Origin of the sequence: Rhodococcus sp. PAE-6, from assembly GCF_025290685.1 — a bacterium.
Lineage (GTDB): Bacteria > Actinomycetota > Actinomycetes > Mycobacteriales > Mycobacteriaceae > Rhodococcus > Rhodococcus pyridinivorans.
This window is the reverse complement of the sequence record NZ_JAOCLZ010000001.1, coordinates 306,452-321,116: the sequence shown is the minus strand read 5'-3', so window position 1 is coordinate 321,116 and position 14,665 is coordinate 306,452. Positions and strand designations below refer to the sequence as shown.

General features: G+C 67.1%; 14 protein-coding genes and 1 pseudogene. 4 read left to right on the top strand and 11 right to left on the bottom strand.

Translation table 11 applies throughout. The features are described from left to right. Position 1 precedes the first annotated feature (1 nt). The gene (locus NVV99_RS01475) at positions 2 to 1,078 is read right to left on the bottom strand and encodes an alkene reductase (RefSeq protein WP_024100891.1); all 1,077 of its coding nucleotides are present in this window, start codon (positions 1,076 to 1,078) and stop codon (positions 2 to 4) included. An 81-nt stretch (positions 1,079 to 1,159) separates the two neighbouring features. Further along, positions 1,160 to 2,122 carry a YafY family protein gene (locus tag NVV99_RS01470; RefSeq protein ID WP_024100892.1) on the bottom strand — a complete coding sequence of 321 codons (963 nt, stop codon included), beginning with the start codon at positions 2,120 to 2,122 and terminating at the stop codon, positions 1,160 to 1,162. Positions 2,123 to 2,222: 100 nt separating this feature from the next. On the opposite strand from NVV99_RS01470, the gene NVV99_RS01465 reads away from it, so the two are divergent. Further along, positions 2,223 to 2,771 (top strand): DinB family protein, encoded by a 549-nt coding sequence (locus tag NVV99_RS01465; protein WP_197539118.1) that lies wholly within the window; start codon positions 2,223 to 2,225, stop codon positions 2,769 to 2,771. Positions 2,772 to 2,784: 13 nt separating this feature from the next. On the opposite strand, the gene NVV99_RS01460 is transcribed toward NVV99_RS01465, so the two are convergent. The 5 genes from NVV99_RS01460 to NVV99_RS01440 form a co-directional block, all read right to left on the bottom strand. Continuing rightward, on the bottom strand, positions 2,785 to 3,165 hold the full coding sequence (locus NVV99_RS01460; protein ID WP_024100894.1) for a helix-turn-helix transcriptional regulator: 381 nt from the start codon (positions 3,163 to 3,165) through the stop codon (positions 2,785 to 2,787). Between the two features lie 198 nt (positions 3,166 to 3,363). Then, positions 3,364 to 4,836 (bottom strand): Hsp70 family protein, encoded by a 1,473-nt coding sequence (locus tag NVV99_RS01455; RefSeq protein WP_024100895.1) that lies wholly within the window; start codon positions 4,834 to 4,836, stop codon positions 3,364 to 3,366. Positions 4,837 to 4,960: 124 nt separating this feature from the next. Then, on the bottom strand, positions 4,961 to 5,164 hold the full coding sequence (locus tag NVV99_RS01450) for a zinc-ribbon domain-containing protein (RefSeq protein ID WP_024100896.1): 204 nt from the start codon (positions 5,162 to 5,164) through the stop codon (positions 4,961 to 4,963). A gap of 133 nt (positions 5,165 to 5,297) precedes the next feature. Beyond that, positions 5,298 to 6,704, bottom strand: coding sequence for a cytochrome P450 (locus NVV99_RS01445; protein WP_242411719.1), 1,407 nt, complete (start codon positions 6,702 to 6,704; stop codon positions 5,298 to 5,300). 64 nt (positions 6,705 to 6,768) lie between these two features. Then, positions 6,769 to 7,539, bottom strand: a complete 771-nt coding sequence (locus NVV99_RS01440; RefSeq protein WP_019289378.1) for a hypothetical protein — start codon at positions 7,537 to 7,539, stop codon at positions 6,769 to 6,771. Between the two features lie 152 nt (positions 7,540 to 7,691). Here NVV99_RS01440 and NVV99_RS01435 point away from each other — a divergent pair, with 152 nt between their 5' ends. After that, a complete protein-coding gene (locus tag NVV99_RS01435; protein WP_024100898.1) occupies positions 7,692 to 7,883 on the top strand; it encodes a hypothetical protein in 192 nt (63 codons plus the stop codon). Here NVV99_RS01435 and NVV99_RS01430 read toward each other — a convergent pair. Continuing rightward, positions 7,866 to 8,366, bottom strand: a pseudogene (locus tag NVV99_RS01430) (DUF2470 domain-containing protein); the annotation flags it as partial. The gene NVV99_RS01435 and the pseudogene NVV99_RS01430 sit on opposite strands and share 18 nt — an antisense overlap. Positions 8,367 to 8,394: 28 nt before the next feature. Here NVV99_RS01430 and NVV99_RS01425 point away from each other — a divergent pair. Next, entirely contained in the window at positions 8,395 to 8,844 is a 450-nt protein-coding gene (locus NVV99_RS01425) for a cupin domain-containing protein (protein ID WP_024100899.1), read from the top strand. A 568-nt stretch (positions 8,845 to 9,412) separates the two neighbouring features. Then, complete coding sequence (locus NVV99_RS01420) at positions 9,413 to 11,671, top strand: NADP-dependent isocitrate dehydrogenase (RefSeq protein WP_024100900.1); 2,259 nt, start codon at positions 9,413 to 9,415, stop codon at positions 11,669 to 11,671. A 76-nt stretch (positions 11,672 to 11,747) separates the two neighbouring features. Here the strand turns inward: NVV99_RS01420 and NVV99_RS01415 are convergent, their stop codons facing one another. From NVV99_RS01415 to NVV99_RS01405, 3 genes are all read right to left on the bottom strand, one after another. Beyond that, positions 11,748 to 12,332, bottom strand: a complete 585-nt coding sequence (locus tag NVV99_RS01415; protein ID WP_006552020.1) for a PadR family transcriptional regulator — start codon at positions 12,330 to 12,332, stop codon at positions 11,748 to 11,750. Positions 12,333 to 12,351: 19 nt separating this feature from the next. Then, positions 12,352 to 13,341 carry a nitronate monooxygenase family protein gene (locus NVV99_RS01410; RefSeq protein WP_024100901.1) on the bottom strand — a complete coding sequence of 330 codons (990 nt, stop codon included), beginning with the start codon at positions 13,339 to 13,341 and terminating at the stop codon, positions 12,352 to 12,354. A 187-nt stretch (positions 13,342 to 13,528) separates the two neighbouring features. Beyond that, complete coding sequence (locus NVV99_RS01405) at positions 13,529 to 14,617, bottom strand: helix-turn-helix transcriptional regulator (RefSeq protein ID WP_024100902.1); 1,089 nt, start codon at positions 14,615 to 14,617, stop codon at positions 13,529 to 13,531. Positions 14,618 to 14,665 lie beyond the last annotated feature (48 nt).

The window sequence follows — 14,665 nt, the reverse complement described above, 5'->3', positions numbered from 1 at the left end:
CTCAGACGGTCTGCAGGAACGGGTAGTCGGTGTACCCCTCGGCTCCGGACGCATAGAACAGCTCCGGACGCGGTGCGTTCTCCGGCTGCCCGTCCCGCCAGCGCTCGGCCAGGTCGGGATTGGCGATCAGCGCGCGGCCGACGGCCACGGCGTCGGCGTGCGAATCGTCGATCAGCTGCACGGCCTCGTCACGCGTGGTCGGCGAGCCGAAACCGCTGTTGGCGATCACCTTGCCGCCGAAACGCTTCCGGAGCTCCTGCGCCAGATCTCCGGTCGGCTCCTTGTGCAGGACCGACAGATACGCCAGGCCCAGGGGCTGCAGGGCGTCGACCAGAGCGCCGTAGACAGCACGCACATCGTCGCGATCGGTCTCGACTGCGTCCTGGATGTTGTGCTCGGGAGAGATCCGCAACCCGACACGTCCGGCGCCGACTGCCGCCGACACGGCCTTCACGACTTCGACGACGAGGCGGATCCGGTTCTCCACCGAACCGCCGTACTCGTCGTCCCGCACATTCGATGCGGGGGAGAGGAATTCGTGCAACAGGTAGCCGTTGGCGCTGTGGACCTCGACGCCGTCGAATCCGGCATCGATCGCGCGGCGAGCCGAGGCGACGAAATCATCGACGACGGACGGGATCTCGTCGATGGTCAGCGCGTGCGGCGCAGGGTAGGGCTGCTTGCCCTGCTCGGTGTGCACCTGGCCGTCGATGGCGATCGCGCTCGGCCCGACGACACGCCGGCCACCGTTGACGTCGGGATGCGTGACGCGGCCGCCGTGCATCAACTGCAGCACGACGCGTCCGTCGCGCTCGTGCACGGCATCCGCGACGCGACGCCAGCCGGCGACCTGCTCGTCGGTGACGATGCCGGGCTGACCGACGAAGGCCTGCGATTCGAAGTTCACATAGGTTCCCTCGGTGATGATCAGGCCGGCACTCGCCCGCTGACGGTAGTGCTCGACGATCAGGTCTCCGGGTACACCGGCCGAACCACCACGCAGGCGGGTCAGCGGGGCCATGACGATGCGGTTCGCGAGTTCGAGGTCTCCGAGGGCTACAGATGTGAACAGATCCATGGGTGGCGCAACCACCCCCACCCCCGACGGCATTCCGATGCCCTGCCGATTGTGGGATGTGTCATAGCGCCGGATGGATGGTCACTTCGAGTGTTCGTCGGCGGTGACCAGCCGATTCGACCAGTTCTCCAGGTACTCGACGAACTCCGGTGGCGACGCGCCGAGCAGCCGCCCACCGGACATACCCACGGCGAATACCGCCCAGTCCATGCTGTCGGCGTCCACCTCGATCCGGCACCGTTCGGAGTCGATCGCGATCACCTCGGCCCACTGACCGATCCGGCGGCGCACCTCGTGCTCCGACGCCTCCAGTTCGGCGCTGACCTTCACCTGGGAGCGGCTGCGGATGCCGCGTTCGACGAAGGCCGCGGCGTCGCCGCCGGGCAGCTCGCGTTGTCGGAAACGCATCCCGGTGGCCGTGGTCTCGGCCATGCGGTCGAGCCGGAAGCTGCGCCAGTCACCGCGGTCGAGGTCGTAGCCGACGAGATACCAGCGTCGCCCGAGGGAGACGAGCTGCCGGGGTTCGACGCGCCGGCCCGTCGCGGTGCCGTCGGCGGCGGTGTACTCGAAGACGATGCGTTCGTCGTCGCGGCAGGCGCGCGCGACGGTGACGAGTTGCTGCGAATCGGTCGCGCGGGTCGCCCAGGGGATGTCGGCGGAGACCGTCGCCGCATCGATCGCCTCCACCTGGCGTCGCAGTCGCGGCGGCATCACCTGGATGACCTTGGCCAGCGCGCGCACGGAGATCTCGGCGATCCCGGTGATCGAGGTCTGGGCCGCGGTGAGTAGGCCGACCGCGAGCGCGACCGCTTCGTCGTCGTCGAGAGCCAGTGGTGGCAACGACGCGCCCGGCGCGAGCTGATACCCACCGCCGACCCCGCGATCGGACCGCACCGGATATCCGAGATCGCGGAGCCGTTCGATGTCGCGGCGCAGGGTGCGCAACGAGACGCCCATCCGGTCGGCGAGTTCGGCGCCGAGCCAGTAGCGGTGGGTCTGCAACAGCGACAGAAGCCGCAGGATGCGGGAGCTCGTGTCGGACATGACCTCATTCTTCCGCACCTGCCGACCTATAAGTGACAGGAACTGGCACCAATGGCTCGTAGCGTAGATCTTGCCGGATCACGACGACGAGGAGCACCCGATGCCCGAGAGCACCACCACCCGGAACGCCACCCCGACTCTCGACCAGGAACGCCGGGATCTGCTGTCGAGCCTCGCCCACGCTCGGCACTTCCTGCGGTTCACGGCCCGCGATCTCACCACCGAACACGCGTCGCAGCGAACGACGGTGAGCAACTTGACGATCGGTGGTCTCATCAAGCACGTCACCGAGGTCGAGCGGGGTTGGGCGGATTTCCTCGTGGTCGGAGCCGACTACATGGAGAAGGATTTCACCGAGTGGACCGAAGAGGATTTCGCCGAACGCGACAAGGACTTCCAGCTGCAGCCCGGTGAGACCCTCGAAGGTGCGCTGCGCGCTTACGACGAGGTGGCGGCCCGAACCGACGAGTTGGTGCGCACGCTGCCGTCGCTGGACGTCGTCCACGAACTCCCCAAGGCCCCCTGGAACATCGAGGACGCCTGGTCGGTGCGTCGCGCGCTGCTGCACATCGTCGCCGAGACGACGCAGCACGCCGGACACGCCGACATCATCCGCGAGTCCCTCGACGGATCGAAGTCGATGGGATGAACCGGAGGTCGCGCTAGCGCCGGCCGGTGTCGCGCATCAACTCGGCGAGCTCCGTGCGGTCGGAGACGTCGAGTTCGGTGCACGCCCGGTAGATGTGCCCCTCGACGGTGCCGACCGGCACCACGAGCCGGTCGGCGATCTGCCGGTTGGACAGCCCGGCGGTGACCATGGCGGCGAACTCCCGTTCCCGGCTGGTCAGGGGGAGTGGGCGGGCCGCTTCGTCCAGCGCAGGCGACGAGGCGCAATCGCATCGCGCAGCCAGTGCCGCGGCCGCGGCGGCGGCTTCGACGGACCGTTGGGTGTCGGCGTGGTCGCGGTACGCGATCGGGGCCAGGGCGTGGGCATCGGCCGCGTCGGCGAGTGCCCCCAGCGCCTCGAAGGTCTCCGCGGCCACGGTCGGTCCCCGGCCGTCCGCCTCCGCGGAAGCGGATCCTGCCGCCCGCGTCGCCGGTTCGCACCGGACCCGAGACGAACCGGTTCCATATCGCGCGACTGATTCCTAGTCCGCGGGTGGCCCGGTGGTGGCAGCGACTGCTGCCTCATCCGGAACCTGAGACGGCGCGCCGCACCCCGGCGGTCTGCGGCTGATTGATCAGAACCCGGGAATGCTGGGCAGCTGCGGGAGCTGGATCTGCGGAGGCGGCGGCAGCGTCGGCAGCTCGAACTGGGGGAGCCCGGGGACCATCGGGGCCGGCTCCGGTTCGAGTGACGGCACCGAGGTGTCGGCTGCCGCATCGTCCTGCGCGCCGGTGGTGATGGGGACCTGCGCGGAGGTCTCCGCCGTCGTCTGCGGCCGGTAGGTGCTGCGGGTCTCGCTGCGATCGATGGCCGTCGACTGCTCGTCCGACACTGCCGGGACGGTTTCCGGCGCGGGCGATGCGTCCGTGGTGGTCGTGGGCCGCGGTTCCGCTGCCGGTTGCGCCGGTGGCTCCTGCGTCTCCTGGTGCGTGGAGGTGGGCTGCGGATCGCGACCGGAACTCTGCAGCAGGTCGACACCGAGGCCGATCGCCGCTGCGACGACGACGGCACCACCGGCGAGCAGGAAGCGTCGACGGTTCCGCGGCTGCGCGGGCGTCTCGGTCTCCTGCCGGATGTCGGGGGCAGCGAAGCTTGCGGTCGGTGCGTCCGGCGCGACCAGCTGCGGGGCGAACTGTGCGGTCTCGGTGAACTCCGTCGGCGCAGCGAACTCCGCCGTCTCGACGACCTTCGCAGTGTCCGGGCGGGCGAGGAGCGCCGCGCCTTCCGCCGCCACGAGTTCGGGCTGCGAGGGCACGATCACCGGAATGTCGAGCCACGACTCCATCACGGCGGTGACCAGTGGAATGTTCGCTCCGCCTCCGATGAGCACCGCAGCGTCGGGAGTGCGTCCCGAGCGGCGGATGACGTCGAGGGTGAGGCGGGCCGAGGCCTTCACGGGTCCGTCGATGAGCGAATCGAAGCTGGCCTGCGAGAGCAGTAGCAGACCCCCCTCGCCGGGCATGCACACCGCGTCCTTCGAGGACAGCTGCTCCTTCGCGTCGCGGCACCGGGCGGTGAGGGCCCGCTGCGCCGCCATGTCGGCCGGCTCGGCGAAGCGCTGCAGTTCGACGTGGTGGTCGTAGATCAGGTGGTCGACGAGGTCGCCGCTGATCCGGTCCGAGCGTGCCGTGCTCAATGCGATGCGGGTGCCCCGATCGACGACGGTGACGGTGAGGCCCGAGCTGCCGAGGTCGTAGAACACGAGTGTCTCGTGGTCGTCGAGATCTCCTGTGGTTTCCAGCATTTCGAGCGCGGCGGTCACTTCCGGGACGAGCCGGAAGTTGTCGATGTCCAGTCGGCTCATCGCGCCCTGGACGAAATCGGCCTGCGTCTCGTTCTGGTAGGCGACGCCGATGGCGCGCACCTGCTCGATCTCGTCGGTCTCGGCGAGCATCGTCTCGATGGACTCCGCGGCCAGCTCGGCCGGCCGGTCGAGCAGGGCGGGCATCGAGTGGGATCCGAAGACGGGGCTGTCGAGGCTCCCGGTGTCACGTCGCGCAAAGCGCACCGCGCTGGCACCGACCGAGACACCGAGAACTGTAGTCACGACGCCGACTATAACGGTTCGGTCACGGTCTGCACGCCGGAGGCGGGCGGTGCCTGGACGACGGCACGTCTCCGAACGGCAGCCGAGGACGTTCGTGGCCTTCGCCGATCCCGACTGACCGGGCTCACATCTCCACGGCGGTACCGCAGATCCCGCACTGCTCCAACTGTCGGCGGCCCCACCGCGCGACCGGCACGAAGAACAGCGTGAACTGCTTGGACTCCCGGATCCGGAGCCACTGCGTGGTGTTGTGGCAGCGCGGACACGTCCGGTTCTGCCCTGGACCGAGATTCTGTCGCTTGGTGCCGAAGCCGAAGAGAAGGAACATCGTCCGAGCATAGAGCGATGACGTGTGGTCCTTCAGTGCATGATCGGAAGGATCGCCGTGCTCGTCGCCACCGATCGGCCAGCCTCTGTCGACGACCCGACGGCCGTCCCTCTTGCCGGGGCGACGCGACGGATCAGGCGGGGGAGAGCCGCACCCGTAGGTCACGGGGCTTCAATGTGATCGCCTCGTGAACGTCGAGTTCGTAGCCCGGTTCCGGAGCGAAGTCGTACCGCCGGATCAGCGACGCGAGCGTGAGCACCGCCTCGTGCAGCGCGAACTGCCGACCGATACAGGCCCGGATGCCGGTGCCCCACGGTTCGAAGATGTGCGCCGGCCGTTTGCGCACGGCCGCGGGCTCGAACCGGTCCGGGTCGAACCGCTCGGGATCGTCGCCCCACAGCGGGTCGCGGTGCAGTTGCGGCAACAGCACGAACACCCACGAACCCTTCGGCAGCGTCCGTCCGCCGAGGGTGGTCTCACCGCGTACCTTGCGGAAATAACCCGGGGCGGCCGGCCACAACCGCAGCGTCTCGTCCACCACCCGCCGCACATACCGCAGCTTGGCGACCTGCTCGTACCCGATCCGACCGTCGGCACCGACGACCTCGGCGATCTCGGCCCGCGCCTTCGCCACCACCTCGGGATGTCGGCTCAGGAAATGGACCGCGAACCCCAGGGTGGCCGCGGTGGTCTCGTTACCCGCGACCAGGAAGGTCAGCACCTGATTGCGGATCGATTCACGGTCGAGCTGCTCGCCGGTGTCGGGATCGACGGTGTGCATCATCAGGTCCAGCAGATCGCCGTGCTGCTCGCCGGAGCGCATCCGCTCCTCGACGATGCGATCGACCGTCTCCTGCATCAGCGCGATGTCGTGTTCATGCTGCTCCCTGGCACTGCGGCCGAACAGTGTCCGGAGGATGGGGATGTCGTTCGACGAGCGGTTGATGTACTCGAGCGCCCGGCTCATCGCCGCGATGAACGGATCGGGTTCGGTGCGGCCGAACGAGTCGAAGTCGTAGCTGAAGCCGCACCGGCCGATGACGTCGAAGGTCAGCGACGTCATGCTCTTCGGCACGTCCACATACTCGCCGTCGGCCGCTGCGCTGTCCCAGCTGTCGACCAGTCGGTCGACGACGGTGAGCATCGAGTCGTGATAGCCGCGCATCGCGGCCTGGCTGAAGCCAGGCCCGAGGATGTTGTGGGCTTTGCTCCAGTTCGGTTCGGAGTTGAACGCGGTGAACAGGCCGTCGCCGGCGATGACACGAAGCTTGCGCAGCGGCTTGCCGAGGAACTTCGCCCACTTCTCCTCGTCGTTGACCTCGCGCACCAGATCGGCGCCGGAGACCACGATCAGCCGGTGCTGGAGGATCTTGCGTTCGAAGATCCCACCGAGTTCCTGTGCCATCTGCATCTCACGCTGAACCGGCTTGGCCACGTCGATGCTGAGCAGATCACCCACCAGCGGAAGTCTCCATCGCGGCTGTGGAATCGGCTGCGCGCCGGTCGTCATGGTGATGCTCGTCGTAGTCGGTGACCCCATTCTGCGAGTGTGCATCAGCCTCCACGGGACGATTCGGGCGGCCTCACCGCGACGCCCAAGAGGATCAGAACAATCGCGGAGTCGCGTGCGACCCGTCCCGGGCTTCGCAGATTCGGGCGTGCCACCGGTCGACGAGCCACATCTCGACCATCTCCGGACGCGTGGCGATCAACGACGCCCACATGTTGAGGAGTTCGAGGTACCGGTGATAGCGCCGCAGCGTGAAGTCGGCGACCGACGGATCCTCGAGCCACCCTTCGTGGATGAGCGTCGACACCGCGTGCTGATCGAGAAGTTGCGCCGGGCCCGCCTCGGTCCGCACCTCGACCGCCCACAGATAGGTCGCCAGGAGCGATACGCCGACGCCGGGGGTGTCCGGCCATCCGGACCAGGTCTGCCGCGCGGTGTCGGGTAGCGACTTGGTCTTCGCGCAGTAGTCGAGGACTCCCTTGATCTTGGTGAACCGGTCCCGGTCCTTCGGGGCGTGTGCGTCGCGGACGTCCGGAAAACGTCGGGCACCGCGTCGTCGCGGATGTGCGCTGCGCCAGGCCGCGCACAGGAACAACAGCCCCAGACCGGCGTGGTCGGCTTCGATCAGTTCACTGTCGAGGCGGAGGTCGTTGCGTTGGACGATCGCGTCGCCGTCGTCGATGATCCGTCCGTCGAGATTCCGTCCCCGGAGGCGGATATCGTGCCCGGTCCGTTCGAGGTGGCTGTTCCACCATTTGAGGTCGACAGTGACGCCCTCGTCGAGCACCTGCAGGTCGAACGAGCGTGCCCGGCACCACTCGGAGCACGCTTGCGGAGGCTCGAACCCCTGGTCGTACGGATGCATTCTGTGGACATTGCCACGAGTGGGCGGCGATTCGCGGGCAGGACACGCGCGTGGGGCCGACCTGTTCCCCGCCTGTAGCAGCACGTGGGCCGCCACGACCGTCCGAGGATATCGGTGGACCGGAACGACGCGGCGAAGAGAGCGTGAACCGCATGAGACCCTTCGATGTCACCGACGCCCTCGCGCTCGCCGCCCGGCACGACCTGCACCTGTCGGCCCACGGCGTCACGGTGAACGAGGCGGGACTCGACTACCGTGTCGCCCTCGCCGCCGACGTCGATGCAGACGGACGTGTCCACGACGGTCTGGCGGTGCGCCGCGCGAGCCAAAGCAACTGTTGCTGAGCGCAATTCGTAGTCGGAGTCGGGCGGTGACAGATAGCGGGCATGCGTCATGGCTCGCCCACGCGGCGTGGTGACATCGAGGTCGAGGCCGTATCGGTCGGCTCCGACACAGGTTGCCGCCGTCGCATCCGGGAACCCGCCGAGCTTCCGGGCCATCGCCAGCAGCGCGTCGGCGTGATCGTCGTTGAAATGCGCGATCGCACGAGCTGCCGACGGGGTCACAGAATCCGGCAATGCTTCGGCATAGTCCTCGGCGGTGGCCGGATCCATCCGCCCGTACCCACCGACCCAGCGCACGCGCCGAACCCGAAGAACCCAGAGCGTGAAGTCGCTGAAATCGATGTACACGCGGGTCCCGGGGACAGCGGCCAGGTGGGCTTCGCGCGCGGCGGCCAGTTCCTCGCCTTCGGGCCGCTCGACGTACCCGGCGACAGTGACGCGGGTGCAGGCGAGCGGGTCGCAATGCGAGCTGTCCTGCAGCAGTGTCGTGTAGACGGTAGCGTCCGTGCGCATGAAGCGCTCTGTGCAGGGTGTACTCGCGGCGACGGCATGTGCAGTAGCGGTGGCGATACCCGGGTGGGCCTACGCCACTCCGAGCGAGGGCATCTCAGGGGTGACATGGGTGGACATCGAGGTGCCACTGGGACTGCTGCCGTTCGTACCCGACGGCGTGCACGCCGTGGCCCGGGAGATCACCATCGAACCGGGCGGTAGCACCGGTTGGCACTATCACGATGGTCCCGTGCTCGGCATCGTGCGGGCCGGCACCTTGACGCATCCTGAAGGAGACTGCGAGCCTGTCATGTTCGAGACCGGTGATTTCATCAACGAGCCCTCGGGTCCGGACCATCTGCACGTCGGTCGCAATCTCGGCACGGAACCGGTGATCCTCGACGTGGTGTACCTCGTGCCGATCGGGTCGCCGCTGTTCGAGGATGTTCCCGCGCCCGCCTGCGATTGATGTCGGAGTAGTGGCGGGCTCCTGTCGGTAAACGCTCGGGTCGAGTCGTCGGCGAGAAATGTGAAGTACTTCATCGGGACGCAGGCGTGCGGTTCCCTCTCGGGTCCGCGGTCGTCTCCCCCAAGCAACGATCGACGAACCTCGATTCTCGACGGAACGATCGTCCCCGCCGACAGCATCTTCCGGCGTCGGCATTCGAGCCGCGATCGGACGGACGAGGGATCGCAGTCCGGTTCGACAACGGAATCGCTTGTGACAGTAGTCTTCCCACTGCTTGTGAAGACTACTTTCCTGACGGCGATGCTGTGCGCCGGTCGCACCCGCGTTACGGCAGGTCGAGGGGCCATCGAAGCGGTGGCTCGCAGGACTGCGGCGTTCTCGGTCGCGAGCGGACATGAGGTCGACGGTTGGGCCCCCGAGGGGCCGTCGAAGCCTGTCGGCGGAGTTCGAGTTACCGGCGAGTAAATGTCGTTCTCGAGTTCTCGCACGTAGCCTGATACCCGATGCAATCCCGCACGCGGAGCATTTCGTGAGGCGGACCGGACCGACGTAGGGAGTCGAGACAAGAATGAGCGCCGACAAGCAGTCGACCATTATCTATACGTTGACCGACGAGGCGCCGTTGCTTGCGACCTACGCCTTCCTGCCGATCGTGCGTACCTTCGCTGGAGCCGCGGGCATCGAGGTCGAGACCAGCGACATCTCGGTGCCGGCGCGGATCCTGGCCGAGTTCCCCGAGCACCTCACGGAAGAGCAGCGCGTCCCGGACAACCTGGCCGAGCTGGGTCGTCTGACGCAACTGCCCGAGACCAACATCATCAAGCTGCCCAACATCAGTGCGTCCGTGCCGCAGCTCCTGGCTGCCATCAAGGAACTGCAGAGTAAGGGCTACCAGGTCCCGGATTTCCCGGACGCCCCGAAGACGGACGAAGAGCGTGCCATCCGGGAGCGCTACGGCAAGATTCTCGGCAGTGCGGTCAACCCTGTCCTGCGTGAAGGCAACTCCGATCGGCGCGCACCCCGGGCGGTGAAGGAGTACGCCCGTAAACACCCGCACAGCATGGGCGAGTGGTCGATGGCCTCACGCAGCCACGTCGCGCACATGCGGCACGGCGACTTCTACCACGGCGAGAAGTCGATGACGCTGGACCGGGCGCGCAAGGTCCGGATGGAGCTGGTCACCAAGGATGGCGAGACGATCGTCCTCAAGCCCGAAGTGGAGCTGGGTGAGGGCGACATCATGGACAGCATGTTCATGAGCAAGAAGGCGTTGCTCGAGTTCTACGAGGAGCAGATGGAGGATGCGCGCAAGACGGGCGTGATGTTCTCCCTTCACGTCAAGGCGACGATGATGAAGGTCTCGCACCCCATTGTCTTCGGCCACGCGGTGAAGACCTTCTACAAGGACGCCTTCGCCAAGCATCAGAAGCTGTTCGACGAATTGGGCGTCAACGTCAACAACGGTCTCGGCGACCTGTACGACAAGATCGAGACGCTGCCCAGTACGCAGCGCGACGAAATCAAGCAGGACCTGCACAACTGCCATGAGCACCGTCCCGAATTGGCCATGGTCGATTCCGCACGCGGCATCTCCAACTTCCATTCCCCCAGCGATGTCATCGTGGATGCCTCGATGCCCGCAATGATTCGCTCGGGCGGCAAGATGTACGGCGCCGACGGACGACCCAAGGACGTCAAGGCGGTCATGCCGGAGTCCACTTTCGCGCGCATCTACCAGGAGATCATCAACTTCTGTAAGACCAACGGCGCGTTCGACCCGACGACCATGGGTACCGTTCCCAACGTCGGTCTCATGGCGCAGAAGGCCGAGGAGTACGGCTCGCACGACAAGACCTTCGAAGTTCCGGAGGCGGGCGAGGCCAACTTCGTCGATGCCGAGACCGGTGAGGTGCTGCTCACCCAGCACGTCGAGGCGGGTGACATCTGGCGCATGTGCACCGTCAAGGACGCGCCGATCCGCGACTGGGTCAAGCTCGCGGTCACCCGGGCACGCAACTCCGGTATGCCGGTCCTGTTCTGGCTCGACCCGTACCGCCCCCACGAGAACGAGTTGATCAAGAAGGTCGAGCTGTACCTGCAGGATCATGACACCGATGGCCTCGACATCCACATCATGTCGCAGGTGCGCTCGATGCGGTACACGCTGGAGCGGCTGAACCGCGGAATGGACACCATCGCCGCGACCGGCAACATCCTGCGTGACTACCTCACCGACCTGTTCCCCATCCTCGAGCTCGGTACGAGCGCCAAGATGCTGTCGATCGTGCCGCTGATGGCGGGTGGCGGCCTCTACGAGACGGGCGCCGGCGGGTCGGCGCCCAAGCACGTCAAGCAGTTGGTGGAGGAGAACCACCTGCGCTGGGATTCGCTCGGTGAGTTCCTGGCGTTGGCCGTAAGCCTGGAGGACCTCGGCATCAAGACCGGCAACGAGCGCGCCAAGATCGTGGCGAACGCGCTCGATGCAGCGACCGGCAAGCTGCTGGAGACGAACAAGAGCCCGTCGCGCAAGGTCGGCGAGCTCGACAACCGGGGCAGCCAGTTCTACCTCGCGATGTACTGGGCACAGGAGCTTGCCGCGCAGACCGAGGATCCGGAACTCGCAGAACAGTTCGCCCCGCTGGCCGAGGCACTGGCCAGGGACGAGGACACGATCGTGCGAGAGTTGAACGAGGTGCAGGGCGCGCCGGTCGACATCGGCGGCTACTACCGGCCGGACAGGGACAAGACCGTGGCCGTGATGCGGCCGAGTCGGACCTTGATCACCGCGCTGACGGCAGTCGACCCTGAGGCCGGAAACGCACCGTGACAGGTAGACCTGCATCCGTGTAGACAAGCCGACCTCCCTCGCGTGGTACGCCTCGGCCCGGTTCTCGTGTTCCGGTCTACGGGACCGTTCCGCTGCGGTCGGCGGAGGAATCCGGTGTCGGGTCGAGCCGGTCGATCGTGTCGAGCGCCTCGTCCAGCCAGGTCAGCCACGTTTCTTCGAGGAGGATGCCGAGGCGGAGCACGAGATGTTGCAGGGTGCTCCGCGCGTCGCCCCGGACCTCGACGAAGTCGCGTTGCTCGATGGCGCGATACTGCTCGAGCATCGCCGTCCGGTAGGCGCGTTGATGTTCCAGCGCGGGACGCGCGGCGTCGGGATCGTCGAGCGCCGCGGCCGCGCGCAGGCGCACGGAGACACCGGAGCGCACCACGTCCGGATCCTCGATCTCGGAGATCCAGCCGCGCAGCAGTCGGCGACCGTCCGCTGTGATGGTGAAACGTCGGGGCTGACCGCGACCGGGTTTTCCGTCCGTCGGGACTTCACGGATCAGGTCGCCCGCCCGCATCCGGTCCAGTTCTCGGTAGATCTGCTGGTGGGTCGCGGGCCAGAAGTACCCGATCGACCGGTCGAAGCGCCGCGTCAGTTCCAGTCCGGTGCTGTCGCGCTCGACCAGTGCGGTGAGGATGGCGAACCTGAGAGACACCGCGTCAGCCTAGGTCACGCTATCCGGCGTCGATCATGGCGACTCGGCGTCGTTCGAGGGACGTCCACGCCAGCTCGTACTCGTCGCGGAGTCGTTGGACGAGCTCGCGGGCGGGGACGACGGACTCGATCGCGCCGAGGCCCTGGCCGGCGCCCCAGATGTCGCGCCAGGCCTTGGCGCCGGTGTTGCCACCGGACCCGAAGTTCATGGCGGACGGATCGGACTCGGGGAGGTCGTCGGGGTCGAGTCCGGCGGCGACGATGCTTCCCCGCAGGTAGTTGCCGTGCACGCCGGTGAACAGGTTGCTGTAGACGATGTCCTTGGCGGTGCTGTCGACGATCATGTTCTTGTAGTCGTCGGCGCTGCGGGCCTCCTCGGTGGCGAGGAAGGCTGTGCCGGCGTAGGCGAGGTCGGCACCGGCGGCCTGGGCAGCGAGGATCGAGCGGCCGTGGGCGATGGAGCCGGACAGCAGCAGGGGGCCGTCGAACCACCGGCGGATCTCCTGGAGCAATGCGAACGGTGACTGCGTCCCGGCGTGGCCGCCGGCGCCTGCGGCGACGGCGACGATGCCGTCCGCGCCCTTGTCGATCGCCTTGTGCGCGAACTCGTTCGAGATCACGTCGTGGAGGACGATGCCGCCGTAGGAGTGAACAGCCTCGTTGACCTCCTCTCGGGCACCGAGCGAGGTGATCACAATGGGGACCCGATGCTCGACGATCACCTCGAGGTCCTGCTCGAGCCGCTCGTTGGAGCGGTGCACGATCTGGTTGACGGCGAACGGCGCGACGTACTCCTCGGGGTGGCGCACCGCGTAGTCGGCGTTGCTCTCGGTGATCTGCTGCAGCCAGTCGACAAGCATCGACTGGGGACGGGCGTTGAGTGCCGGGAACGACCCGACGACTCCGGCCTGGCACTGGGCGGACACCAGTTCCGGTCCCGACACGATGAACATCGGGGAAGCGACCAGGGGCAGGCTCAGCGGGCCGGACAGGATCGGTGGCAGCGTCATGGTGTGTTCCTTCTTCGTCTAGGGCGGTCCCTCTCACGCCAGACTATGTGCAACAAGGTGCAAAAAACAACGGGCCGACGTCACCTGCTCTGGAACAGAGGGATTTCGGGCGTGGCAGCTGCATGCACCGAGTGGCACTGTGGCATACAACGAGCGACCCCGCTCAATGTGTAGTGAGCGTGATCGCTCAGTGCGCGGACCTGATCGTCGGCGTGTATGGGGGCGACAGGGACGGTCGGGGCATCTGCCGGCCGGCCAACCGAGCGACGAGTTCCGCGCGACTACCCGCCCCTGTCTTCGCATAGACGGATTTGAGATGGTCGTGCACCGTGTTCGGCGTGATGCCCCGGTGCCGAGCGATCTCGGCCGTCGACAGTCCGTTCAGCACGTCGGTGCACACTTCGCACTCGCGGGCGGTCAGCGCGTACGCGGCGAACAACATGTCTGTGAGTTCACTGTCGGCCGCGGGTTCGATCGTGACCGCCGTGCGGGCCTCGTCGCCGTCGGCGCTCAACGGCGCCGCACGGACGACGATCCAGCCTCCGCCGTCGTTGCGGATACGTGCCCGGAACACCCCGGTCGTACTCGCCCGAGCCCCGAATGTTGCCGCCCGCAACAGCAGTGCGAGTCGCACGGGACCGGCGAGCCGTTCCTCCCAGGCCCGCGCCGCGACCGTCGATGCGACCGGCTCACCCGCAGGATCCGTCACGATCACCGCCGGACCGGGATCGGCTCCGCGGCGTGCGTGCAGGGTGTGGACGGCGGCCGCTCGGGTCGCGACCGCCACCGCCGGCGCGACCATCGTCAGGAACTCCAGTTCCCGCTCCGTGAAGTCCGGACCCGACCGGACGAAACCCGCCGCTCCCCAACACAACCCGTCCACCGTGAAGACGACCCGCGCCTCACGGTCGAGTCCGAGTGGGCGCCATACCGCAGCGTGCCGGAGGCTGTGGGCGAGGTCGGTCGACGGTAGATCCGAGGCCCGCACCACCGTTCGTCCACTGCGGGCGATGTCTGCGAAGGTTGCGGGATCGTGTCCACCGCATTCCGATTCGGCGAGTAATGGCTCGTATTCGGAGGGAATGCGGTTGCGCCCACTGGTCATCGAACCGAATGCCAGGGTCAGGGGATCGAACAGTGCCCAGCACGTCAGGTCGCTTCGTACGGTGTGATCGACCAGTTCGATGGCGCGCCGATGCAGTTCGGTGACGCCGGCGCCGGTGCCTGCGAACTCCAGGATCTCGCGGCGTAGCCGCTCCGCCCGCACTTCGAGCATGAACTCAGTATGCGCCGGATCCGGAAGACGGGAGCATCCCCGATTCAG

What these genes read in the sequence shown, in the direction of transcription:
- NVV99_RS01440 (WP_019289378.1), bottom strand. Translation starts at nt 7,539, where the DNA reads ATGCATCCGTACGACCAGGGGTTCGAGCCTCCGCAAGCGTGCTCCGAG.
- NVV99_RS01445 (WP_242411719.1), bottom strand. Translation starts at nt 6,704, where the DNA reads ATGGGGTCACCGACTACGACGAGCATCACCATGACGACCGGCGCGCAG.
- NVV99_RS01435 (WP_024100898.1), top strand. Translation starts at nt 7,692, where the DNA reads ATGAGACCCTTCGATGTCACCGACGCCCTCGCGCTCGCCGCCCGGCAC.
- NVV99_RS01420 (WP_024100900.1), top strand. Translation starts at nt 9,413, where the DNA reads ATGAGCGCCGACAAGCAGTCGACCATTATCTATACGTTGACCGACGAG.
- NVV99_RS01450 (WP_024100896.1), bottom strand. Translation starts at nt 5,164, where the DNA reads ATGTTCCTTCTCTTCGGCTTCGGCACCAAGCGACAGAATCTCGGTCCA.
- NVV99_RS01470 (WP_024100892.1), bottom strand. Translation starts at nt 2,122, where the DNA reads ATGTCCGACACGAGCTCCCGCATCCTGCGGCTTCTGTCGCTGTTGCAG.
- NVV99_RS01410 (WP_024100901.1), bottom strand. Translation starts at nt 13,341, where the DNA reads ATGACGCTGCCACCGATCCTGTCCGGCCCGCTGAGCCTGCCCCTGGTC.
- NVV99_RS01475 (WP_024100891.1), bottom strand. Translation starts at nt 1,078, where the DNA reads ATGGATCTGTTCACATCTGTAGCCCTCGGAGACCTCGAACTCGCGAAC.
- NVV99_RS01465 (WP_197539118.1), top strand. Translation starts at nt 2,223, where the DNA reads ATGCCCGAGAGCACCACCACCCGGAACGCCACCCCGACTCTCGACCAG.
- NVV99_RS01405 (WP_024100902.1), bottom strand. Translation starts at nt 14,617, where the DNA reads ATGCTCGAAGTGCGGGCGGAGCGGCTACGCCGCGAGATCCTGGAGTTC.
- NVV99_RS01425 (WP_024100899.1), top strand. Translation starts at nt 8,395, where the DNA reads ATGAAGCGCTCTGTGCAGGGTGTACTCGCGGCGACGGCATGTGCAGTA.